Source organism: Nonomuraea sp. NPDC050536, from assembly GCF_044457685.1.
In the GTDB taxonomy this organism is placed as follows: Bacteria; Actinomycetota; Actinomycetes; order Streptosporangiales; family Streptosporangiaceae; genus Nonomuraea.
Map to the genome: position 1 here is coordinate 103738 of NZ_JBITHD010000010.1, position 22786 is coordinate 126523.

The 22786-nt window shown below is 68.9% G+C and carries 17 protein-coding genes and 2 pseudogenes; 11 read left to right on the forward strand and 8 right to left on the reverse strand.

Going from position 1 to position 22786, the window contains the following annotated elements:
- Positions 1-100: 100 nt before the first annotated feature.
- Positions 101-1945: a hypothetical protein gene (locus tag ACIBHX_RS26960; RefSeq protein WP_397070029.1), complete on the reverse strand. Its 1845-nt coding sequence runs from the start codon at positions 1943-1945 to the stop codon at positions 101-103.
- Positions 1946-2015: 70 nt separating this feature from the next.
- Between ACIBHX_RS26960 and ACIBHX_RS26965 the strand changes: the two genes are divergently transcribed.
- Both ACIBHX_RS26965 and treS read left to right on the forward strand, forming a co-directional pair.
- Positions 2016-3650 carry an asparagine synthetase B family protein gene (locus ACIBHX_RS26965; RefSeq protein WP_397070031.1) on the forward strand — a complete coding sequence of 545 codons (1635 nt, stop codon included), beginning with the start codon at positions 2016-2018 and terminating at the stop codon, positions 3648-3650.
- Between the two features lie 384 nt (positions 3651-4034).
- Positions 4035-5735, forward strand: coding sequence for a maltose alpha-D-glucosyltransferase (gene treS, locus ACIBHX_RS26970; protein WP_397070032.1), 1701 nt, complete (start codon positions 4035-4037; stop codon positions 5733-5735).
- A 3-nt stretch (positions 5736-5738) separates the two neighbouring features.
- Here treS and ACIBHX_RS26975 read toward each other — a convergent pair.
- From ACIBHX_RS26975 to ACIBHX_RS26990, 4 genes and pseudogenes are all read right to left on the reverse strand, one after another.
- A pseudogene (locus ACIBHX_RS26975) lies at positions 5739-6086 on the reverse strand (DUF4143 domain-containing protein); the annotation flags it as partial.
- Between the two features lie 374 nt (positions 6087-6460).
- Positions 6461-8770 carry an FtsX-like permease family protein gene (locus ACIBHX_RS26980; RefSeq protein ID WP_397070033.1) on the reverse strand — a complete coding sequence of 770 codons (2310 nt, stop codon included), beginning with the start codon at positions 8768-8770 and terminating at the stop codon, positions 6461-6463.
- Positions 8767-9495: an ABC transporter ATP-binding protein gene (locus ACIBHX_RS26985; protein WP_397070034.1), complete on the reverse strand. Its 729-nt coding sequence runs from the start codon at positions 9493-9495 to the stop codon at positions 8767-8769. The genes ACIBHX_RS26980 and ACIBHX_RS26985 overlap by 4 nt, the downstream gene beginning before the upstream one ends.
- Positions 9492-9998 (reverse strand): PadR family transcriptional regulator, encoded by a 507-nt coding sequence (locus tag ACIBHX_RS26990; protein ID WP_397070036.1) that lies wholly within the window; start codon positions 9996-9998, stop codon positions 9492-9494. The genes ACIBHX_RS26985 and ACIBHX_RS26990 overlap by 4 nt, the downstream gene beginning before the upstream one ends.
- 128 nt (positions 9999-10126) lie before the next feature.
- Here ACIBHX_RS26990 and ACIBHX_RS26995 point away from each other — a divergent pair, with 128 nt between their 5' ends.
- The 8 genes from ACIBHX_RS26995 to ACIBHX_RS27030 all read left to right on the forward strand — a co-directional run bounded on the left by ACIBHX_RS26995 (position 10127) and on the right by ACIBHX_RS27030 (position 17983).
- A complete protein-coding gene (locus tag ACIBHX_RS26995; RefSeq protein WP_397070037.1) occupies positions 10127-11374 on the forward strand; it encodes an ABC transporter substrate-binding protein in 1248 nt (415 codons plus the stop codon).
- A 7-nt stretch (positions 11375-11381) separates the two neighbouring features.
- Positions 11382-12701, forward strand: coding sequence for an ABC transporter substrate-binding protein (locus ACIBHX_RS27000; protein WP_397070038.1), 1320 nt, complete (start codon positions 11382-11384; stop codon positions 12699-12701).
- Between the two features lie 6 nt (positions 12702-12707).
- On the forward strand, positions 12708-14075 hold the full coding sequence (locus ACIBHX_RS27005; RefSeq protein ID WP_397070039.1) for an ABC transporter permease subunit: 1368 nt from the start codon (positions 12708-12710) through the stop codon (positions 14073-14075).
- Positions 14072-14971 carry a carbohydrate ABC transporter permease gene (locus ACIBHX_RS27010; RefSeq protein WP_397070040.1) on the forward strand — a complete coding sequence of 300 codons (900 nt, stop codon included), beginning with the start codon at positions 14072-14074 and terminating at the stop codon, positions 14969-14971. Before ACIBHX_RS27005 ends, ACIBHX_RS27010 begins: the two co-directional genes overlap by 4 nt.
- 73 nt (positions 14972-15044) lie before the next feature.
- Positions 15045-16421 carry a M1 family metallopeptidase gene (locus tag ACIBHX_RS27015; RefSeq protein WP_397070041.1) on the forward strand — a complete coding sequence of 459 codons (1377 nt, stop codon included), beginning with the start codon at positions 15045-15047 and terminating at the stop codon, positions 16419-16421.
- Between the two features lie 175 nt (positions 16422-16596).
- The gene (locus ACIBHX_RS27020) at positions 16597-17274 is read left to right on the forward strand and encodes a uracil-DNA glycosylase (protein WP_397070042.1); all 678 of its coding nucleotides are present in this window, start codon (positions 16597-16599) and stop codon (positions 17272-17274) included.
- A gap of 51 nt (positions 17275-17325) precedes the next feature.
- The gene (locus ACIBHX_RS27025) at positions 17326-17634 is read left to right on the forward strand and encodes a hypothetical protein (protein ID WP_397070043.1); all 309 of its coding nucleotides are present in this window, start codon (positions 17326-17328) and stop codon (positions 17632-17634) included.
- Positions 17635-17689: 55 nt separating this feature from the next.
- Complete coding sequence (locus ACIBHX_RS27030) at positions 17690-17983, forward strand: MTH1187 family thiamine-binding protein (protein ID WP_397070044.1); 294 nt, start codon at positions 17690-17692, stop codon at positions 17981-17983.
- Between the two features lie 226 nt (positions 17984-18209).
- Here the strand turns inward: ACIBHX_RS27030 and ACIBHX_RS27035 are convergent, their stop codons facing one another.
- Both ACIBHX_RS27035 and ACIBHX_RS27040 read right to left on the reverse strand, forming a co-directional pair.
- Complete coding sequence (locus ACIBHX_RS27035) at positions 18210-19409, reverse strand: MFS transporter (protein WP_397070045.1); 1200 nt, start codon at positions 19407-19409, stop codon at positions 18210-18212.
- Positions 19410-19566: 157 nt separating this feature from the next.
- Positions 19567-19707 (reverse strand): annotated as a pseudogene (locus ACIBHX_RS27040) (Tn3 family transposase); the annotation flags it as partial.
- A gap of 143 nt (positions 19708-19850) precedes the next feature.
- On the opposite strand from ACIBHX_RS27040, the gene ACIBHX_RS27045 reads away from it, so the two are divergent.
- Positions 19851-21446, forward strand: coding sequence for an FAD-dependent oxidoreductase (locus tag ACIBHX_RS27045; RefSeq protein ID WP_397070046.1), 1596 nt, complete (start codon positions 19851-19853; stop codon positions 21444-21446).
- Between the two features lie 337 nt (positions 21447-21783).
- Here ACIBHX_RS27045 and ACIBHX_RS27050 read toward each other — a convergent pair whose 3' ends face one another.
- Complete coding sequence (locus ACIBHX_RS27050; RefSeq protein WP_397070047.1) at positions 21784-22722, reverse strand: hypothetical protein; 939 nt, start codon at positions 22720-22722, stop codon at positions 21784-21786.
- Positions 22723-22786 lie beyond the last annotated feature (64 nt).

Below are 22786 nucleotides of genomic sequence, written 5' to 3' on the forward strand. Positions count from 1 at the left end.
GTACAAGATCAAACCCGCCGCACGCGATCAACCCCCCGCACGAGATCAAACTCGCCGCACGAGAGCGAACCCGCCGCACGAGATCAAACTCGCCGCGCGGTCAGATGAGCGCATGGGGCTCGGCGGAGCCGTATTCCACCAGCTGGGCGGCGCCGAGCAGCCACCGATCCTCGTCGCGGACGCGGACGTAGCCGAAGCGGTCGGCCGAGAAGACCTTCACCCCGTCGGTACGGCACTGCCGCATCATGACCTCGTCCCAGCCCTCCGACACGTCGGGGAAGCCCACCTCGCGCAGCGTGTTGCGGCGGGCGAGCAGGGTGGCCCCGGCGATCTCCGGAAGGTAGGAGTACTCGGCGTCCGGCTGCTTGAGCAACGTGGCCTGGGCCTTGCGGATGTGGGCGTAGAAGGCCGCCTTGCCCACGATGTCGGCCGTGCAGAACTGGAAGGCCCGCCGCAGATCGTTCAGGTAGTGCATGCCGTACACGTCGCGCGGGTCCATGACCGCGACCAGGTCGGCCTCGCACAGGTCCAGCCCGCGGGCCAGCATCGCGCCCGTGGAGCGCGACGAGTCGAGGTGTCGGAAGATCACCTCGACGTCGGCCAGCACGTCGGGGGCGCGCAGCTCGGCCTCCGGCGGGCCGAAGACGATCACCTGGGCGACCCCGGACTGCCGCGCGACCTGCGCGAGCCCGTGCTCGAGCAGCGCCGGGTCCAGGACGGGCAGCAGCACCGACACGTTGAGCGTGGCGCGGGCGCTGGGCAGCCCGACGGCCTCGAGCAGCTCGTCGACCCGCTCGGTCATCGTGCCCGAGGCGTAGGCGCGGCGCAGCGCCACGTGCGCGCGGCGCGAGTCGGGGTCGGGGCCGATCGAGGTGCCGCAGGCGGCGATCTCGGCCAGGCGCCACTGCGGGGTCCGGGGCGGGCACTCGACCGAGGCGGGCCAGCGGTAGGAGGTCAGCACGTCCGGATATGTCAGGTTGTCGCCGATGAGCTGCTCCAGCGTCAGCACCCGGTCCATCCGGCCCCCGGCCAGCGGCAGCGGGTTGTGCACGCGCGGCTGCACGCCGAACGGCAGGCGCGGCCAGCCCGTGGCGGGGTCGGTGGAGAAGCGGTACTCGAACAGCCCGGCGGTCGCCGCGTACTGCCCGGCGTCACCCTGGGTGTGCCAGAAGACGGTCTTGATACCGCGCTCGGAACACCAGGCGAGCAGCGCGCGCAGCCCCTCGCCCGGTTCGCCGGCGATCTCCTCGAACCAGGGCCCCTGCGTGACCGACTCCACGACCAGCAGGTGCGGGACCTCGATCGGCAGCACCCTGGCGAAGTCGCGCGGGGTGAAACCGGTCGTCTGCCGCCACTCGTAGCGCAGCAGCGCCTCGGCGTGCGGGTCGGCGATGACGGCCGCGGTGATGTGCGGGCGCGTGTTCGGGCCCGTCGGCACCCGGAACGGCTTGAGCTTGAACGAGGCGCCGCCGATCGTCCTGGTCGAGGTGGTGGCCTGGAAGGCGGCGCCCGGCCGGTCGTCCTTGACCTGCGCGGCGGCGACGGGCTTGCGCTTGGGCGCCACGGGGCGCTTGACCGGCTTGGCGGCGGTCCTGAGGCCCTTGGCCAGCCGTACCGGGTTCTTCTTGCCCGTCTTGATCGCGTCGCCGAGGCGGCTCCACCGGGCGACCTTGATCGAGGAGAGCTTCCAGTTGGCGACCTCGGCCTGGTAGCGCTGCTCGGCCAGCTCCTTGCGCAGCTTGTTCGCGGCGGCGCGCTCGTCCTCGAGGAGCTGCTCGGCCTCGTTCAGCTGGCCCGCGAGCGTCCTGGCTTCCTCCGCGCTCTGCTCGGCCTCGGCGAGCCTGGCCTGCGCGGCGTCGAGGAGCCTGGCCAGCTCGGCCGCGTGCTCGGCCTGCGCGATCGCGTCACGCAACGCTTGCCGAGTGCTCTCCAATTCAGTGCCCACCGACTCCTCCGCTCCCTTTGGCCCGCAAAGGATACTCTTTGCGGGAAGCGTCTCGAAGGGATGAGATCCGGTGCAGTTCAACGTGCGGCCCTACGTCTGCGGCGCTCTAGGCCGGATCGACACCGCCCTGCTCGGCAAGCTCGCCACCGCCGGGCCCCGCTGCAGGCCCGCGCTCCAGGCTCCGGACGCCGCCCTCTTCAGCTCCCACCCGCTGCCGCCCTACCACCGGACCCAGGACACGTTCGCGTTCTCCTGGGGCGAGCGCAAGCCTGCCGCGCTGGCCGACTGGATGTCGGTGGCCGAGACCTACGAGGCGCCCGGCCTGATGTCCGCGGGTGGCCGCATCGTCCTGCACGCGGGCGCTCTGGGCCTGGTCGACGTCTATTTCGTACGGCACGCCGAGGCGGTCTACTTCTCGTCGCTGATCCAGCCCCTGCTGTCGCTGGTGCCCATCGAGATCGACTGGGCGGCGTGGGCCTCGATCCTCCAGGTCACCTTCCCGCTCGGCGAGGCCACGCCGTACCCGCAGGTCAAGCGGCTGCCGGGATCCAGCGCGCTGGTGTTCGAGCACGACCGGCTGACCACGGAGCGGCGGCTGCCGCGGTGGCTGCGGCGCGAGCCGTACGAGGCGTGGACCAGCGCGGGCGAGATCGTGGACATCCTGCACGAGGTGTACAAGGACTACGAGGGGCGGCGCCTGCTGGTGCCGGTCAGCGGCGGCTACGACTCGCGGCTGCTGTGCTCGGTGGCGGTGGCGCGCGGCTTCGACGTGGAGTCGTGGACGACCAGCCCCGACGACGGCACCGACACCGACATCGCCTTCGCCAGAGCGATCACCCGGGAGCTCGGCGTGCCGCACCGCGTGATCGTCCAGGAGGCCGCCGACTATCCGGCCGACGCGCGGGAGGTGGCGCGGCGGCTGGAGTACCTGACCCCGCACCACGCCTGGTACGCGCCCTTCGCCAAGGAGGTGCACGGCTCGGGCCGGGTCCTGGTCGACGGGCTGGCGGGCGGGCCGCTGCTGAAGAACTTCATGGTCAGCGGGGCCGCGCTGGAGGCCACGAACCAGGCCGAGCGCTCGGCGGCGGTGCTGTCCTCGCTCTCGCTGGGGGCTCCGTCGGCGCCGTTCCTGTCGCCCCAGGCCGGCGCCTGGATGGAGGAGACCGTCAGGGAGCAGTTCGCGGCGGCCACCTCGATGCTGCACGGCCACCGGGCCGAGCTGCCGCTGTCCGTGTTGCACACGCGGACCGTGCGCGGCATCGCCCGCTCGGCGGTCAACCTCGTCGGTCCCGAGGCCTCCTTCGCCGCGCCGTTCATCCACCCTGACTTCTTCGACGCGGCCCTGTCGGTCGGCGTGGCCCGCAAGGACAAGGGGCGCTTCTACCGCGAGGTCCTGCACGCGGCCAACCCGCGGGTGGCGGCCCTGCCGTCCACGAACGTGGTCAAGCAGCCCCTCCAGCGGGTGCCGCTGCGCTCGACCGCGGAGCCCGCCCGCGCGTACTCGCACCGGATGCTGGAGACCGTGGCCGACCGGGTGCCGTCACTGCTGTCGGACGACCTGCACGCGCTGATCGCCGGCGGCCCCGACGCGCTGACCCGCTTCAACGGGTGGAACGACAGATTCTGGGTGCGCGGGCTGGTGCTTTTCGGCGCCTGGCTGACCGACTTCGAAAACGACCTGGCGGACCTGACCCCACCTTTCTGAATAGGGCGCCGCCGAGGTCGTGGACAACGCCCGGCCGGGGACCGTCACGCCGATGTATACGCACGTCGGGGAATCCTCAGCGGCGTGGCGGCGTTTGGAAGGTTTGTTGTGGGTTTCGCGAAGAAGAACACTAGGTAACGAGACGATTACACAGCGCTCTCTGGGGTATTACGAGATGCACAGCACAAGCGGGTTCCGGAAGGCCATTGGGCTGGTAGTGTTCGGCCCGTAAGCGCCGCGAACAAGCGGGCACTGGATCACAAATCCGGTACCGCAAAGGGCATGAGGCTCGCAGGGATGACGACCTCAGGCGGCGCGGTCACCACATAACGCCGGGGAATCCGGTGACTTCGTCCTGCCCACATCTCCTTCTGTGAGCGACATATGATCAACGCATCCCCAACGCCGGAGCCGGTCGCCGAGACGTTCGTCTCCGAAGATCCGCAATGGTACAAGCGGGCGGTGTTCTACGAGGTTCTCGTCCGCGGGTTCAGGGACTCCAACGGCGACGGCACCGGAGATCTCCGGGGGCTCATCGAGAAGCTCGACTACCTGGAATGGCTGGGTGTCGACTGCTTGTGGCTGCTCCCGCTCTACGAGTCCCCGCTGCGTGACGGCGGTTACGACATCTCCGACTACATGAAGATCCTGCCGACGTTCGGTGATCTCGGCGACTTCATCCAGCTCATCGAGCGGGCTCACGAGCGTGGCCTGCGCATCGTCACCGACCTGGTGATGAATCACACGAGCGACAAGCATCCCTGGTTCCAGGCCTCCAGGCACGACCCCGAGGGACCCTTCGGCGACTTCTACGTCTGGTCCGACGACCCCCACGGGTTCCCCGACGCGCCGATCATCTTCGTCGGCGCCGAGGAGTCCAACTGGACCTACGACCCGGTGCGCAAGCAGTACTACTGGCACCGCTTCTTCCACCACCAGCCCGACCTGAACTACGACAACCCGGCCGTTCAGGAGGCCATGCTCGAGGTGCTGCGCTTCTGGCTGGACCTGGGCATCGACGGTTTCCGGCTGGACGCGGTGCCGTACCTGTTCGAGCGTGAGGGCACGGCGTGCTCCGGCCTGCCGGAGACGCACGCGTACCTGAAGAAGATCCGCGCCGAGGTCGACCGGCTCTACCCGGACCGGGTGCTGCTCGCCGAGGCGAACGGCTGGCCCGAGGACGTGGTCGAGTACTTCGGCGACCCCACCACCGGGGGTGACGAATGCCACATGGCCTTCCACTTCCCGCTGATGCCGCGCATCTACATGGCGGTCAAGAAGGAAACGCGCGAGCCGATCTCCGAGATCATGTCGCGCACGCCGAAGCTGCCCGACTCCGCCCAGTGGGGCATCTTCCTGCGTAACCACGACGAGCTCACGCTCGAGACGGTGACGGAGGAGGAGCGCGACTACATGCACGCGGAGTACGCCAAGGACCCGCGCATGCGCGCCTACCTGGGGATCCGGCGCAGGCTCGCGCCCCTGCTCGACAACGACCGCGACCGCATCGAGCTGTTCACGGCGCTGCTGCTGTCGCTGCCCGGCTCGCCCATCATGTATTACGGCGACGAGATCGGCATGGGCGACAACATCTGGCTGGAGGACCGCGACGCGGTGCGCACGCCGATGCAGTGGAGCCCCGACCGCAACGCCGGCTTCTCGCAGGCCGACCCGGGCCGGCTCTACCTGCCGGTGGTGATGGACCCGATCTACGGCTACCAGGCGGTCAACGTGGAGGCGCAGCAGAAGAGCGAAGGCTCGCTGCTCCACTTCACCCGCAAGATGCTGCAGATCCGGCACAACCACGCGGTCTTCGGCACGGGCGCCTACACGGAAATGTGGTCGTCCAACCCCGCGGTGCTGACCTACGTCAGGGAGGACCGCGACGACATCATGCTGTGCGTCAACAACCTGTCGAAGTTCCCGCAGCCGGTGGAGCTGGACCTGCGGCGTTTCGAGGGCATGACGCCCGTCGAGGCGCGCGGCGGCGTCCACTTCCCCCGGATCGGTCAGCTGCCCTACCTGCTCACGCTGCCGGGGCACGGCTTCTACTGGTTCGCACTGAAGAAGCTCGACTCGGAGTGACCCTCAGGGGGAGCCTCGGCTCCCCCTGTCCCAAAGTGCACTCAACGGCAGCGCCGTCAGCCCCTTGAAGTCCCCGAGGTCCACGGCGTCGGTCGCCTTCGCCTCGATTCCGACCACCCGGCCATTGGCCCGTTCGAGCACGAGGTCGACCTCCGGCCCCTGGCTGACGCGCCAGTGGAAGAGGTTCACCCGGAACGGCGACCAGCTCGCCTGCTTGGTCAGCTCGTTGACGATGAAGGTCTCGACCAGCGGGCCACGCGACGGGGACACTCGGGCGGCAAGACCTTCCGCATCGACCCCGAGCAGATACGCGGCCAGCCCTGTGTCGGTGACATGAACCTTGGCCCGCCGTACCGCCCGTGAGGCCGGGCTAGTCGGCGATCCGCCGGGTTATCAGGTCCAATACCGCCTCCTAGCTCGGTCGACACCCATCCTCCAGAGCAGATCACCGACATTTCACGGTCGAAAGAATCGACATACGACGAGGGCGTCACCGACATTTCACAGGTCACGAAACCGACATGCTTCGAGCACGGGACCGACATTTCGCAGTCACTGCGGCTGTGCTCGGGTCCCCGCTGATGTGGGTTACGACTCTGGGTAGCCGGGCGGTAGCGCCTGGAAAGCGGGCGAGCGCAGCGAGCTCCTTGCGGGAGGTGCAGGAGGGCGGAGCCCTCTTGCCAAGGGGGCTTGGGGGAGCTCTGGTCCCCCATGGGGCCGTGCTGTTAGCGGGCGGTTACGGGGACCTGGGCTCGGGCGGCTCGGCGGGCTGGGAGGAGGGCGACGGCCAGTGACGCGCCGACCGCCAGCAGTACCGCCGTGACGAGGGTGAACAGCGACGGTGGCCGGCCGATGCCGGCGCCCACGCCACTGGTGTGCCCCTGCAGGTCGATGAGCCACGTCACCACCGAGGCGCCCACCGCCGTGCCCGTGACCACGCCGAGCACCACCAGCAGCCCCGTGCCCGTGACGAGCGTGGCCATGACCTGCCGCGGCGTCAGTCCCATCGCCTTGAGCACCGCCAGGTCGAAGGCGTGGTCGCGCAGTCCGAGCGCGCTGGCGGTGAGCAGGTTCGCCAGCCCGATGAGCGCCAGCACCGCGATCATCGCGACGATCACCACGCGGATGATCGACAGCCTGTCCGCCGGGTTGACCGCCCGCTGCACGTCCAGGCCCTCGCTCGACTCGGCCAGCAGCCTGCCCCGTACCTCGCCGGGGTCGGCGCCGGGCTTGAGCGCCAGGGCGAAGAACTCCGGCGGCACCGTGTCCTTGGCCGCCAGGCTGTCCATCCCGACCGACAGCACCTCGCCGTCCAGGTCGGGCTCGACCGTGCGGCCCACGATGCGCACGATCAGCGGGGTCCCGCCGACCGTCAGCCGCACCCGGTCGCCGATCTTGGCGCCCAGCAGGTCCAGCAGGCCCTGCCCTGCCACGGCCTCGCCTGGCTGGCCGTACATGCGTCCCTCGACGACGGGGAACGGGTAGGCCTCGGTCGAGGTGCCGATGGCGCGCACGCGGACGGAGCGGGCCTCTCCAGGCGCCAGGGCGTTGACCTCGGTGCCGGGATAGGCCTGCGCCACCGAGCGGTCGTTGCGGACGATCATCTCGGCCTCGTCCGACTGCAGCTTGCCCGGCCTGACGTACAGGCTGGCATGCTGCCCCACCTGCTCGGGGTGGCTGAGGAAGTTGTCCATGGTGGCCCACACGCCCAGCCCGATGGTGATCATCATCATCGGTACGGCGACCCCGAACGCCGTCAGGAAGGCGGGCACGCGCCGAGTGAAGGCGTCCCTGGTGCCCAGGATGAGCGCCGGCGGCAGCCGTACCAGCAGAGCCAGGCGAGCCAGCCGCGACAGGTGGCCGCGCGGCGGAGCCGTGGGAGCGTCGGGGATGGGCGGCGTGCGGCCGCCACGCCAGGCGGGCAGGCCCACGGCGGCCAGCACGACGAGCGCGGTGCCCGCCACGATGGCCAGCACGGGCACGGCCGCGACCGAGGTGGTGCCGAGCACGGCCACGGTGGCCGCCCAGCCCGCCAACGCGCCGATCACGATGCCGAGCAGGCCGAGCGCGCCGTGCTCGACCACCAGCAGCAGGGCGATCTGGACCGCGGTGAAGCCCATCGACTTGAGCGTGGCCAGGTCGTGCAGCTGGCCGAGCACGCGCCCACCGGCGGCGTTGGCCAGCGCGAGCACGGCCGCGACGAGCCCGACCACGCCGAACAGCGCGAGCAGCGTGCCGAGCAGCCGGTTGTCCAGCTCCATCGCGGCCCGCACCTCGCGCCAGGTGTAGACGCGCTGCAGCTGGTCGACCGGCGTGGCGGAGTCGGCGGCGCGCTGCAGCTGGTCGTCGATGGTCACCACGGCCCGTTGCGAGATGAGCTGGGTGTCCTCAGGATCGGCCAGTCGCAGGCCGGTCACGAACTCGCTGCGGCCGAGCGCGGGCTCGATGCTGTCGAGCATCTGCGGCAGCACCCAGATCAGCCCGGGCGTCCACTCGGGGTAGAAGCCCTGCTCGGCCGTGTCGGCGATGCCGCGCACGTACAGCGTGTACCGCTGGCCGCTGAGCGCGATCACGGTGAACGGCGCGCCCAGCCGCAGGTGCAGCGACGTGGCGAAGGAGCGCTCGACCACGACGCCGTTGAACTGCGCGCCATCCAGCCACCGTCCCTCGGCGACCACCGGGTGCGCGACCGGCGGCATGGCCGCCGGCATCGCGCGCAGTCCCGCCGGGTCCTTCTTGCCGTTCTGCACCACGGTCACCGGCGCCGACCGGTACGGCCCGGCCGTGTCGGTCACGCCGTCGATATGGCGCAGCTGGTCGACCGGGGCCGGGTCCTTGGTGTAGAGCCAGACGTGCGCCCCGTCGGTCTGGGCGAACAGGCTGCGCCACGGGTTGGTGCCGTCCTCCAGCAGGGTGACGGCGGCGATGAGGGCGGCCACGATCCCGGCGACGGCCAGCACGGTCAACGTGGCCTGCCCCCGCCTGGCCAGCAGGTCAGCCCTGATCCACCGGGATCCCGCCCGCAGTGTGCTCATCGCAGGTCGATGACCTCACCGGCGGTGCGGGTACGCCGGCGGGCGATCCGCCCGTCGTCGACGATCTCGCCGTCCAGCAGCGCGACCAGCCGGTCGGCCAGGCTGGCGACCCGCGCGTCGTGGGTGACCATGATGATCGTCTGGCCTTCCTTGTGCACCTCGCTCAGCAGTTTCAGCACGTCGCGGGTGTTGCGGCTGTCGAGGTTGCCGGTGGGTTCGTCGGCGAGCAGCACGCTGGGCCGGTTGGCCAGCGCCCGGGCGAGCGCGACACGCTGCTGCTCGCCGCCCGCGAGCTGGGCCGGCGCGGCGTCGGCGCGCTCGGTGAGGTTGAGCGCGTCCAGCAGGTACTCGCGGCGCTCGCGGGCGACCTTGGCCGAGGCGCCGCCCAGCAGCGCGGGCAGCTCGACGTTGTCAGCCACCGTCATGTTGGCGACCAGGTTGAAGAACTGGAAGACGAAGCCCACCTTCTTGCGCCGCAGCAGCGCCCACGCGCTCTCGGACAGCGTGTCGACCCGCTGCCCGTCCAGCCAGATCTCCCCGCTCGTGCGCGTGTCGAGCCCGCCGAGCATGTGCACGAGCGTGGACTTGCCCGACCCGGACGGACCCATCACGGCGACGAACTCGCCAGGTTCGACCTCCAGGTCGACACCACGGACGGCCGGCACGGGGACGCCGCCATCCGAGTAGATCTTGACTAGATTGACCGATTTGAGGACCGGGGTCATACCAGATCCTCCTGACACCGTTGCAGCCAGTCAAGATCTGCCTGCAGGTGCAGCATGGCGCCCTCGATGAGCAGGGCGGCGACGCGGTCGTCGGGGTCGGTCCGGCCCATGAGATCGTTGAGATCGCCCATGATCGACAGGTAGTGCCTGCGCTGCCGGTTGATCAGCGCCATCCGGTCGGCGATGCCGGTCAGCGGGGCCAGCACCAGCTTCATGAAGAACTCGTCGCGGACCCGCGGGCCCTCGGTCGGCTCGTCGACCCACTGCTCCAGCAGGTCGCGGCCCTTGACCGTCAGGTAGTAGACCTTCTTGTTCGGCCGGTTGGACTGCTCCACGTCCACCGCCCTGACCAGGCCGTCCTTCTCCAGCCTGCTCAGCGTGACGTAGATCTGGCCGATGTTGGGTGAGGGGTAGGCGTTGCCGAAGGTCTGTTCCAGCGCCTGTTTGAGCTCGTAGCCGTGGGCGGGCTCTTTGGCCAGGAGCGCCAGAAGGTGCAACCGCACGCCCCACCTCCGTTTAAGTTACGCATGCGTTACGTGGCTATCCGTTGACCGCCAGATTACATGTGTGCATAACATGAATGCATCTACATAACACGTATGTAGCCCCCGAAAACGTGGAGGAAACCCCGGTGTTTCGTCAGCTGTCGATCGCTCTCGCCGTCCTCCTGGCGGCTGGATGCGCGGCGGCCGGCGACGAGGACGGCGGCGACAAGGGATCGAGCGGAACAGGCCCGATCACGTTCGCCACCGGGCGCGACACCACGGCGTACCTGCAACCCCTGCTGGATCGCTGGAACCAGGCCCACCCGGCCGAGAAGGTGACGCTCCTCGAACTGCCCGAGGCCGCCGACGAGCAGCGCGCGCAGATGGTGGCCAATCTTCAGGCGAGAAGCACCCGCTACGACGTGCTCGGACTTGACGTGGTGTGGACTGCCGAGTTCGCGGAGAACGGCTGGATCATCCCCCTGGAGCGCGGGCTCTTCCCGCTCGACAGGTTCCTGCCGCCCGTCGTGGACACGGCGGTCTACAAGGGCAAGCTCTGGGCCGTGCCGTACACCAGCAACGCGGGGCTGCTGTACTACCGGTCTGACCTGATCAAGAAGCCGCCCCGCACCTGGGCGGAACTTCGCGAACAGGCACTACAAGTAACAAAGAAACACAACATCGAAGGATACGCGGGCCAGTTCCTTGCTTACGAAGGGCTGACCGTGAACTTCTCCGAGGCCGTGCAGTCCGCGGGCGGGCAGATCCTCAGCCCCGACGGCACGGAGGTGATCCTCGACCAGTCCAAGGCCAGGACCGCGTTGGACTTCTTCGTCCAGGGCCTGCGCGAAGGCTGGATCCCCAAGGAATCGCTGACCTACAAGGAGGAGGAGTCCCGCCTGGCCTTCCAGAACGGACACCTCGCCTTCGCCCGCAACTGGCCGCACGCCTACGGACCCGCAATGTCCAAGCTCGGCGGCAAGTTCGCGGTGACCAGGCTGCCCGGGCCCGACGGACCTGGCGCCAGCACGCTCGGCGGGGTCAACCTGGCCGTCAGCGCCTACTCCAAGCATCAGCAGACCGCACAGGAATTCATCCGCTACTTCACCAGCCTGGAGAACGAGCGGAGGGTCCTGACCGATGGGTCGTTCCCGCCAGTCTGGACGGAGCTCTACGACGACCCCCAGCTGATCAAGCGTTTCCCCTATCTCCCGGTGCTCAAGCAGAGCATCCTCGCGGCCAAGCCGCGACCGGTGAGCGCGAACTACAACCAGCTCAGCCTGGTGATCGCCAGCTCGGTCGCCAAGGCCATCACTCCCCCCTTCAGCGAGTCCCCCGACGATGCGGCGGCCTCCATGAAGACGGAACTTGAAGAGATCATCAGAACCCAGTGAGGCAGTCATGCGCAAAGCCAGTGCAGTAGTGGTCCTGGCCGGGCTCGCGGTGGCCGTCGCGGCGTGCGGTAACGCGCCGACGACCACCCAGCCGTCCGCCTCGAGCTCCGCGTCCGACGGCGGCGCCAAGCCGCTGCAGGGCGTCAAGCTCGAGGTCGCCGCCAAGTGGACGGGTGACGAGCAGAAGAACTTCCAGAAGGTGCTCAACGCCTTCCAGGAGAAGACCGGCGCCACGGTGACCTACGCCTCCACGGGTGAGGACACCGGCGCTTATCTCGGCCCGCGCATCCAGGGCGGCAGCCCGCCCGACGTCGCGATCCTCCCCCAGCCCGGCCTGGTCCAGCAGTACGCCAAGCAGAACGCGCTCAAGCCGCTGACCGACGCGGTCACCAAGGAGATCGACGCCAACTACACGCCGTACTGGAAGGAGCTCGGCTCCGCCGACGGCAAGGTGTACGGCGTGCTGATCAAGGCCGCGCACAAGTCGCTCGTGTGGTACCGCGGCCAGGCCTTCGAGGACGCCGGCGTGCAGCCGCCCACCAACTGGGACGAGCTGATCAAGGCCTCCCAGACGATCGCCGACTCGGGCACCGCCCCGCTGTCCCTCTGCGGCGCCTCCGGCTGGACGCTGACCGACCTGTTCGAGAACGTCTACCTGTCCAGCGCCGGCCCGGAGAACTACGACAAGCTCTCCAAGCACGAGATCCCGTGGACGGACCCGTCGGTCGCCACCGCGCTGCAGAAGATCCAGCAGCTCGTCGGCAAGAAGGAGTTCATCCTCGACGGCGCCTCCGGCGCGCTGCAGACGGACTTCCCGACCTGCGTGACCAAGGTCTACGGCCAGAAGAAGGCCGCCATGGTCATCGAGGCCGACTTCGTGGCCACCCAGGCCGTCCAGGACGGCGCCAAGGTCGGCGACTCGGCCAAGTACGTGCCGTTCCCGAAGGTCGGCGACACCCAGCCGGTCGTCCTGGGCGGTGACGTCGCGGTAGCGATGAAGGACTCCCCCGGCGCCATGGCGCTGCTGCAGTTCCTCGCCTCGACCGAGGGCGGCTCGATCTGGGCCAAGCTGCCCGGCTACCTGTCGCCGAACAAGAACGTCTCCCCCGACAACTACCCCGACCCGCTGACCAAGGCGCTCGGCCAGACCATCGTCTCCGCCGGTGACGCGGTCCGCTACGACATGTCGGACCTGGCGCCCAGCGCCTTCGGCGGCACCGACGGCAAGGGCGAGTGGAAGGACCTGCAGGACTTCCTGCGCAACCCCAGCGACATCAAGGGCGCGCAGGCCAAGCTCGAGGAAGACGCCAAGAAGGCCTGGAAGTAAAGAGGTATGGCCGTGACCGAACGGTTGGACGGCCCGCAGGTCCCCTCGGAAGAGGGGGCCACCTCTCCTCGGGCCGATACCCCCCACGCAGAACGACGCCTAGGTCCATCCCCCACGATGGCCATCCTGTTCATCCTGCCCGCGGCGGTGCTGCTGGGCATCTGGGTGGTCTACCCCATCGTCTACTCCATCTTCCGCAGCCTCTTCGACGCCAACGGCACCGGCTTCGTGGGGCTGGGTAACTACGTCAGCATCTTCACCGACTCGGGCACGCTCACCACGATCAGGAACAACCTGATCTGGGTGGTGGTCGCGCCGATCATCGTCACCACGCTCGGCCTGATCTTCGCGGTGCTCACCGAACGCATCAAGTGGTCCACCGCGTTCAAGCTGATCGTGTTCATGCCGATGGCCGTCTCGCTGATGGCCGCCGGCGTCATCTTCCGCCTGGTCTACGACGAGGACCCGTCCAAGGGCGTGGCCAACGCGATCATGACCACGGTGCACGACACGTTCTCCTCCTCCAAGGGCTACCCGGAGGCGCGCCCCGGCGACCCGTCCAAGGTCACCGACGACAAGGGCGCGGTCGTGGCCGCCCAGCCCGCACAGCCCGGCCAGCCGGTGCTGCTGCCGATCCTGGGCATCAAGAAGGAGATCATGCCGTCCAACGCCCAGCCGGCCAGGGCACCATCGGGGGGCCAGGGCCTGTCGGGCGCGGTGTGGTTCGACTTCACCCCTGGTGGCGGGGGCACCAAGGGCGCCATCGACGGCAGCGAGAAGGGCCTGCCGGGGATGACCGTCGAAGCACTGAAGGACGGCAAGGTGGTGGACACGACGACCACCGCCGACGACGGCTCCTTCCGCTTCGAAGGGCTGTCCTCCGGGTCCTACACCGTACGGCTGCCGCAGGACAACTTCCAGGCCTCCTTCCGCGGCCTGACCTGGCTCGGCCCGACGCTGATCACGCCGGCGATCATCTTCGCTTTCGTCTGGGTGTGGGCCGGGTTCGCCATGGTGCTGATCGCGGCGGGCCTGTCGGCCATCCCGCGTGACGCGCTGGAGGCGGCGCGGATCGACGGCGCCACCGAGTGGCAGGTGTTCAGGAAGATCACCATTCCGCTGCTGTCGCCGGTGCTGCTCGTCGTCTTCGTGACGATGATCATCAATACGCTGAAGGTGTTCGACCTCGTCTTCATCATCGCCCCCTCCTCGGTCCAGCCACAGGCGAACGTGATCGCGCTGGAGATGTGGCGGGTGTCGTTCGGCGGCGGGAACAACCAGGGCATGGGCAGCGCGATGGCCGTCTTCCTGCTGATCCTGGTACTCCCCTTCATGATCATGAATATCCGCCGGTTCAGGAGGGAGAACTCATGACAACCGCGACGGCCACGGCTCCCACCACTGTCAGCGCGGGCGCGCCACGGCGCGGCGTCATCGGCAAGATCACCGACAAGCTCGGCGGCGGCGCCGTACAGGTCATCATGGTGCTGCTCGGGCTGTTCTGGCTCGTGCCGACCTTCGGCCTGCTCATCGTCTCGCTGCGCTCGGTGCAGGTCAACGGCAGCGAGGGCTGGTGGACGATCTTCACCAAGCCTGCCGAGCTGACGTTCTCCAGCTACAAGAACCTGCTGTCCAGCGGGTTCAGCGCGTCCTTCTGGAACACCATCCTCATCACGGTCCCGACCACGGTCCTGGTGATCGGGATCGCGGCGATGGCGGCCTACGCCTTCGCCTGGATGGACTTCCGCGGACGCGACACCGGCTTCCTGATCGTGGTCGGGCTGCTGATCGTGCCCATCCAGATCGCGCTGATCCCTGTCGCCTCCTTCTACGGCGGGGTCGGCATCTTCGGCACGATCCCGGGCGTGGTGCTGTTCCACGTCGCGTTCGGCCTGCCGTTCGCGATCTTCCTGCTGCGGAACTTCTTCATCGGCATCCCCTCCTCGCTGCTGGAGGCAGCCAGGATGGACGGCGCCTCGGAGTGGAAGATCTTCGCCTCGGTGGTGTTCCCGCTGGGCAAGCCGGCGATCGCGTCGCTGGGCATCTTCCAGTTCCTGTGGGTGTGGAACGACATGCTCATCGCGCTGGTCTTCGCGAACACCGATAACCAGCCGATGACCAAGTATTTGCAGTCACAGATGCGGCAGTTCGGCTCGAACATGGACATCCTCTCCTCGGGTGCCTTCCTGTCGCTGATCATCCCGCTGGTCCTTTTCTTCGCGTTCCAGCGGTATTTCGTGCAGGGAATGATGGCCGGATCGGTCAAATAGCCTGCGACAACACGCCCGCCTTCTCCCGGGGTTCACCGGGGAAGGCGGGCGTCGTCGTGCGATGATCCTGGGCATGAAGCGACTCCTCGCACTCGCGGCAGCCGCCTTCGTGGCCATTCCGCTGACACCCGCCTCCGCGTTCGACGGCGCGCCAGGCGCGCCGGGGGCCGGGGACCCGTACTTTCCGAACCAGGGCAACGGCGGCTACGACGTCGGCCACTACGACCTCGCGCTCGACTACAACCCGAGCTCGAACACGCTCACGGGCGTGGCGACCATCACCGCGAAGACCACGCAGGAGCTGAGCGCCTTCGACCTGGACCTGGTCGACTCGCTGAGCGTGCGCAAGGTGACCGTGAACGGCGAGGCCGCGGCGTTCTCGCAGAGCGGGCAGGAACTCGTCGTCGACCCGGGCAGCGCGCTGGACTCGGGCGAGGACCTGACCGTCGTGGTCAGGTACGACGGCAAGCCCACCCACGTCGTCGACCCGGACGGGTCCCGCGACGGGTGGATCCGCACCAACGACGGCGTGTTCAACGCCGACGAGCCGCAGGGAGCCATGACCTGGTACCCCGGTAACCACCACATGACGGACAAGGCCACCTACCGCTTCACGGTCACCGTGCCGGACGACCGGGTGGCCGTGGCCAACGGGGATCTGGTCTCCAGGCGGTCCGGCGGCGGCAGGACCACCTACGTCTGGGACGCCCGCGAGCCGATGGCCAGCTACCTGGCCACGGTCACGGTCGGGAAGTTCCAGCTGGTAGACAAGAAAGTGGACGGGTTGCGAGTTATTACCGCAGTTGACCCGAAATTTGCCGATAAAGCGGCGAATTTCGCCGAGCGTCACGGGGCGGTAATCACTTACTTCAGCTCGCTGTTCGGGCCGTACCCGTTCTCCTCCACCGGCGGCATCGTGGACTTCGGGCCGAACGTCGGCTACTCGCTCGAGGTCCAGACCCGGCCCATCTACCCGGAGGTGCCCAGCGACTCGCTCATGTCGCACGAGCTGGCCCACCAGTGGTTCGGCGACACCGTGACGCCGACCCGGTGGAAGGACATCTGGCTCAACGAGGGTTTCGCCACCTATGCCGAGTGGCTGTGGCTGGACAAGCTCGGGCGGACGCCGCTGCAGGACTCCTTCGACTCGGCCTACGCCACGGCCGCCGGTGACGCCTTCTGGCAGACGCCTACCGCCGATCCCGGCAGCGCGGCCAACCTCTTCAACAGCCCCGTCTACGAACGCGGGGCGATGACGCTGCACATGCTGCGCAAGGCCGTGGGGGACGACGCGTTCTTCCGGATCCTGCGGACCTGGATCGCCGAGCACAAGTTTGGCAATGCCGACACTTCCGCATTTATCGCGCTTTCTCAGCGTATTTCCGGTAAGGATCTGACGAGCTTGTTCGACGCCTGGCTCTTCAAGCCTGGCAAACCGGCGCTCACCTGACCTGCTCGGGCGCGTTCCGGTTGAACCTCTGGGGCGGGTTCCGTGCGTCGTCACGGCGGCCCGCCCCGCATCACCGGAGGAGCGTCTCCCTGGACAGGGCTCAGCCGAAGTGCGGTGACTGGCGTATCTTCGGCTTTGCCGTACAAAATGATCTTTGTTCTGGTAAGTTTGCGCGGTGGTCGGTCGTCCCCTGAATGAAGTAGTCGAAGCCGGATGGGCGCGTGCGCTGGAGCCCGTCGGCGAGCGGATCTCCGCGATGGGCGAGTTCCTGCGAAAAGAGATCGCCGAAGGCCGTCAGTACCTGCCTGCGGGGCAGAACGTGCTGCGCGCGTTCAACCAGCCCTTCGACGAGGTCAAGGTGCTGATCGTGGGCCAGGACCCGTACCCGACGCCGGGGCACCCCGTCGGGCTGTCCTTCTCCGTCGCGCCCGAGGTGCGGCCGCTGCCGGGCAGCCTCGTCAACATCTACAAGGAGATGGAGACCGACCTCGGCCTGCCCAGGCCCGCAAGCGGCGACCTGACCCCGTGGGCCGAGCAGGGCGTGCTGCTGCTCAACAGGGTGCTGACCGTGATGCCGGGCAAGCCCGCCTCCCACCGCGGCAAGGGCTGGGAAGAGGTCACCGAGCAGGCCATCCACGCACTCGTCGCCCGCGACAAGCCGATGGTGGCGATCCTGTGGGGGCGCGACGCCCGCAACCTCGCGCCGATGCTGGGCCGGGTTCCGCGCATCGAGTCGGCACACCCGTCGCCGCTGTCGGCACGCAACGGGTTCTTCGGCTCACGGCCGTTCAGCCGGGCCAACGAGCTCCTCGTCCAGCAGGGTGCGACGCCTGTGGAGTGGAAGCTGCCCTAAAACCGGCGCGTGGGTCAGCTCCGGCCCTCTGACGGGCTTAGCATCGTCGCCATGAGTGATAACGAGAAGTTCCTGCGCCTCACGGTCGAGCTGACCGTCGAAGTGCTCGACGTCGACGCGCTTCAGGCGGCGGCGCTGGCCGAAATCCGGCACCCGGACGCCGAGCTCACCGACGAGGAACGCGCCGAGCAGGCCGAGCTGGTCAACTCGGACGAGACCGGTGCGACGGCCCTGCAGTGGCTGATCGAGCCGGACCACGTGCTCTCCCTGGTCGACCACATCGACGAGGTGGAGCCGCGCGAGGCCGTTCTGGGCGTGGAGCCCTCCGACGGTCCCAGCGAGGACGACGAAGAAGTATGAGCTTCCTGTAGGGGTCGCGGGATTCGCTCTCGCGGCCCCTCGCTACGATCGCCTCATGCTGGTCGCCTTTTCGATCACCCCGCTCGGCGTCGGCGAGGGAGTCTCCGAGCCGGTCGCCCGCGCCGTCAAGGTCGTCCGCGACAGCGGACTGCCCAACCGGACGGACGCCATGTTCACCACGATCGAGGGCGAGTGGGACGAGGTCATGGCGGTCATCAAGGCCGCCGTCGACGCGGTCGCCGAGGTCGCGCCCCGCGTCAGCGTCGTCCTCAAGGCCGACCTCCGCCCCGGCGTCACGGACGCCCTGCACGCCAAGGTCGAGGCCGTAGAACGCCACCTCGCGGAGTGACCTCTTCTCATGACGCCGTCGTCCCTGCTCGCCGGTTCGCGCTTTCCGGTGGCTGATGTCGTACGGCGAGCCTGGTGGGCCGCTTCTCGCCGACGCGGGTTTCCCACTCCACTTCACGCCAGGCAGCCGTACGGGCAAGACGCCTGCGGCGGGAACCCGCCCCACGAGGCCCGGTGCTCGGGTCAGCGTCACCCGGGGCAAGCAGACCTTGGGTGATCCAGGGTGTTCAGTGCGCCTGGCGGGGCGGGGGGTCGGTGGGCAGCGGGATGTGGCGGAAGCTCCGCCACAGGGCGAGGTCGTAGCCGATCTTCGCGACCCCGGCGAACAGGAACGGCGCGGCCAGGCTGACCGATTGCAGCACGCCTGCCAGCGCCGGCCCCAGGGGCCTGGTGAGGTAGCGGGCGGTGTTGGTGATCGCGGCGGCGGCGGTGCGTTCCTCGGGCGGGACCATCGCCATCACGTACGCCTGCCGGGTGGGCACGTCCATCGACGACAGGCAGGAACGCCCGAGCAGGAGGGCGATCGCCAGCGGGAGGGAGGGAGCAAACGGCACTGCGGCCAGCATGACGTTGGCGGGCAGGTGGGTGAAGACCATCGTGGGCAGCAGCCCGATCCGGTTGGCCACCCGCGGCGCGGCCAGTAGCGAGGCGGTCTGGAGGATCCCGGCCACGGCGAAGGTGATCCCGATCGTGTGGGTGGTGGCCCCGAAGCGGACCGCGAGCCAGTAGCCGACGTAGGCCTGGATGACGAACCCGCCGGCGAGACTGTCGGTGGCGAACAGGCCCGCCAGGCGGGCCACCGGGCCGCGCGAGCGGGCCAGTGTGCGCGATTGCGGTAGTCCGGGTGCCGGAGCCGGAGCTTCGACGGTGGCGGGCAGCCGGAGGGTGAGGAGCATTCCGGCGGCGGCCGTGCCGGCCAGTATGCCGCCGAGCAGTCCCCGGTCGGCGGGCAGGCTCCCCAGGAGCGCGCCGAACGTCCCGGCGACGGCGGCGATCGCGTTGTAGAGGCCGAATCCCCGCACGATCTGCTTCTGGGGGCGGCCGGTGCCGGCCAGCATGACCTGTTCCAGCGTGGTGAACGGCCCGGACTCGATGACCTCGACCGACATCGCTCCGCTGAAGGCGGCCACGGCCAGCAGCCACCAGGGCAGGCCGGTGGCGATGACCAGGCCGCACAGGAGCAGGGCGGCGTACAGGCCCGCGTAGGCACGGCGGCGACCGAGGCGGTCGCCCCACCGAGCCAGGACCAGACTGGCGAGAAAGCTGCCGACCAGAATTGCAGCCAGCACCAGACCGACCTCGGTGGCCGAGAGCCCATCGCTGCCCATGAGGGCGCCGAGCTGGACGGCGGCCACGCCGTACCCGAGACCGCGAAACGCCTGCGACGTCAGCAGCACGCCCACGGTGCGATCGTGAGCAGCGCTCATGCCGGTTCGCTAGCCGACACGCTGGCCGGCGAGAGGATGTCCGGGAAGGCCCATGGTCCCGATCATGTACCGAAACCCGTCTCTGTGACGGCTGATTTATGGCATTGATTCCGGACGAGGTTCTGGATCGCCTCTGAGGACCTGGGCGCAGTAGGTCGCTCCAGTGGGACTCGATCAGTCGCCAGGCGATCGCCTCCTTCCCGAACAACGAGTCGATGTGCTGGTAGCAGACCTCGGGGTCCGGGCGGTAGAAGATCAGGTCGTTCCAGTTGCGGAGAAGCCGCCGTACGACATGCACCGCGGAAGGCGCGTGCGTGCGAGGAGGCGCCCATGCGGGAAGCGGGGGGTGGTGGGTTTCGAGATATGTCTTGACCGTCTCGTCGGACGCGACATATCGTGTCGAGCGAGATCGACGCGATATTACGCGTTCCGGAGGTGGAGATGAGACACGAGCGGGTTCCCGTGCTGGTGGTCGGTGCCGGCTATGCGGGGTTGAGTGCGGCGACGCTGCTGGCGTGGCGGGACGTACCGGTCATGGTGGTCGAGAAGCACCCGAGCACGTCGATCCAGCCCAAGGCGTTTGGCGTGGGGCCGCGGGCCGTGGAGATGCTGCGGACCGTTCCTGGCATCGAGCAGTCGCTGACCTCGATCTGGGAGGGCATCGGCGACGGCATGCGGATCGCGATCGGGCGCAGCCTGGACGATCCCAATCCCCACATGATCATGGAGAACTCGGACGAGCTCGCGTTCCTGGCGGACGTCAGCCCGGCGCCGCAGGTGGGCGCGCCGCAGGCCGAGGTGGAGCGGGTGCTGCGGGACAAGGCCGAGGAGCTGGGCGCCGACCTGCGCTTCTCCACCGAGCTGATCTCGCTCGAGCAGGACGCCGACGGGGTCACGGCGGTGGTCAGGTCAGGCGGCGAGAACACGGTCGTGCGGGCCGACTACGTGGTGGCCGCCGATGGCTACCACAGCCCGCTGCGTTCGATGCTGGGCATTCCCGTCGTGGGCAAGGGCGAGCTGGGCCAGATGTGCGCGATCATGTTCGACGCCGACCTGAGCGAGCTGGTGCGCGATCGCGAGGTCACGCTCTGGTACCTGCGGAACGACGAGTTCACCGGCGTGATCGTCACCGGCACGGGGGTCGGAGCGCACGTGCTGGGGGTCAACTACGACGCCGCCAAGGGCGAGACCGAGGCTGACTTCACCCCGCAGCGGTGCCTGGACCTGGTGCGCAAGGCCACCGGGCGGGCGGACCTGGCCGTGCGGCTGATCGACACGACTTCGTTCGCGATGGCGCACGTCCTGGCCGAGCGCTACCGCGAGGGGCGCGTCTTCCTGGCCGGCGACGCAGCCCACACCATGCCGCCGACCGGCGGGCAGGGCGGCAGTACGGCGCTGCAGGACGGCTGCGACATCGCGTGGCGGCTCTGGCTGGTGATCTCGGGGCAGGCGGGTCCCGGCCTGCTCGACACCTACGATGCGGAACGCCGTCCCATCGGGGCGCTGACGGCCGACAACCAGCTGGCCAACCTCGGAGTCCGCATGCCGCCGGCCGCCCGGGACGGCTACCCGGAGCCGCTGGAGGATCAGATCTCTCTCTTGATCTCCTACCGGTATCACTCCCCGGGCATCGTGGAGGAACCCGGCGACGACGGCTCGCTCCTGGAGAACTCCCGCGTACCGACGGGGCGGCCGGGGAGCAGGGCGCCGCACGTCCCGCTCGACTGGGACGGGCAGCCGATCTCCACGATCGACCTGTTCGGCTCGGGCTTCGTCCTCATGGCCGACCAGGCGGGGCAGGCGTGGGTGGACGCGGCCCGGCTGGTCAAGGACCGGATCGGGGTGCAGCTCATGCGCCTGCGGGTCAACGGGGAAATGAAGGACGTCGAGGGATGCTTCCGCGAACGGTACGGCGTGGGCGAGGGCGGCGCCGTCCTGATCCGGCCCGACGGATACGTCGCCTGGCGCTCCCAAGGCCCCGCCCCGGACCCCGCGGCCACCCTCGAACACGCCTTCACCCAGATCCTCCACCGCTAACGCCCCTTTGCTCCGGCCCCCACCGCACCCGGGGCCGGCCACACCCCGCCAACCACCACTCCCCTTGGCTAACCACCGCTCCTCTTACGGCAGCCTCGCCAGGGCAACCAGCTGTCCCCAGGCGACTTCCCCAGGCAACCTCGCCACTCCCCTGGCGGCTCCTTTCAGCTTCCCCCCGGGAGCCTCGCTGCCCTCCTGGCCGCGCGGCCCCGGGCACCGCACCGCGCCCCCCTGGCCACGCGGCCCTGGGAACCTGGGGAACCCCTTGTCCACAGCACCACCATGCAGGGACCCCACAGGATTCCATCCCGGAATCCCGCGCCGCAGGGGGTCCGGCTCAGGAGGTGAGGAGGCGTTCGCGGTTCTGGTGGAGGGTGTGTCGGTGGCGGGTCAGTTGGTCCCGGTGGGCGGCCAGGGTTTGGAGTGATTGGGCGACCCACTGGGCGGTGGCGGCCACCTCGTCGCGGGTCTTGGTGATGCGCTGGTGTTTGAGAGCGTCCGTGATGATGTTGTCGAAGAACGTGTCCACGAACCAGCGGGTGTCGACCTTGGGGAGTCGCGGGTTGGCGGCCCAGCCGACGTCCGCCAGCTCGCGCGCGAACACGTCGAGAGCGCGCTGCGCGTGCCAGGCAGCCTGGTCGGCCTGCTGCAGGCGCCCGTGTTCGACCGAGTCGGCGATGACGCCACCGCCCAGGAGGTCCCAGGTCGAGGCGCCCTTTGCACTCCCCAGGAAGGCGAGAACCTGCTTCAGCGCCTGACCAGCCACGTTGCCGGCCTGCCAGGCCTCGCCGTACTCCCTGAGATCGGACTCCGCGTCGGCCAGCTGGCGCGTGAGGTCCAGCAGCTCGCGGCCGCGCGGGTCGCCCAGCTGTACCAGGCGGCGCTCCTTGTCGGCGAGCAGGCGCTGGTAGGCGTCGTGGGCACCTGCCAGCGACGCCAGCTCCCGCTCGATCCCGTCGAGGTCGGCTTGCAGGCTCGTCACGCGGGCGCGCTGGCCGTGCAGACGCTCGGCAGCGGCGACCGCCTCGGCGCGTTCCTGCGCTAGGTGCTCCTCCTTGGAGCCGACCAGCCCGGCCAGGACCCCACGGAAGCCCTTCTCCAGGCGCGTGACGTCGCGCTCCTCCTTGGCTAACTGGGTCTCGAGGCTCCCGATCAGTTGGGTGACCTCGCTGATCTGGGCGCCCACGGCAGTCCGCTGCCCGGCCAGGTAGTCGAACCTGCGCACGCGCTCTCTGGTCTCCAGCAGGTCACTGTCGAGATCTTCGAATGAGTCCACATCCTTTCGACGAACGGCATGCGGCCGGTGTTCCTCGGCCACCGAGGCCGCAATCGAAGCCCCC

Coding starts and splice junctions, on each gene's coding strand:
- ACIBHX_RS27035 (WP_397070045.1), bottom strand. CDS start 19,409: ATGAGCGCTGCTCACGATCGCACCGTGGGCGTGCTGCTGACGTCGCAG.
- ACIBHX_RS27030 (WP_397070044.1), top strand. CDS start 17,690: ATGCTGGTCGCCTTTTCGATCACCCCGCTCGGCGTCGGCGAGGGAGTC.
- ACIBHX_RS27000 (WP_397070038.1), top strand. CDS start 11,382: ATGCGCAAAGCCAGTGCAGTAGTGGTCCTGGCCGGGCTCGCGGTGGCC.
- ACIBHX_RS26980 (WP_397070033.1), bottom strand. CDS start 8,770: ATGAGCACACTGCGGGCGGGATCCCGGTGGATCAGGGCTGACCTGCTG.
- ACIBHX_RS27045 (WP_397070046.1), top strand. CDS start 19,851: ATGAGACACGAGCGGGTTCCCGTGCTGGTGGTCGGTGCCGGCTATGCG.
- treS (WP_397070032.1), top strand. CDS start 4,035: ATGATCAACGCATCCCCAACGCCGGAGCCGGTCGCCGAGACGTTCGTC.
- ACIBHX_RS27015 (WP_397070041.1), top strand. CDS start 15,045: ATGAAGCGACTCCTCGCACTCGCGGCAGCCGCCTTCGTGGCCATTCCG.
- ACIBHX_RS27005 (WP_397070039.1), top strand. CDS start 12,708: ATGGCCGTGACCGAACGGTTGGACGGCCCGCAGGTCCCCTCGGAAGAG.
- ACIBHX_RS26985 (WP_397070034.1), bottom strand. CDS start 9,495: ATGACCCCGGTCCTCAAATCGGTCAATCTAGTCAAGATCTACTCGGAT.
- ACIBHX_RS27010 (WP_397070040.1), top strand. CDS start 14,072: ATGACAACCGCGACGGCCACGGCTCCCACCACTGTCAGCGCGGGCGCG.
- ACIBHX_RS27025 (WP_397070043.1), top strand. CDS start 17,326: ATGAGTGATAACGAGAAGTTCCTGCGCCTCACGGTCGAGCTGACCGTC.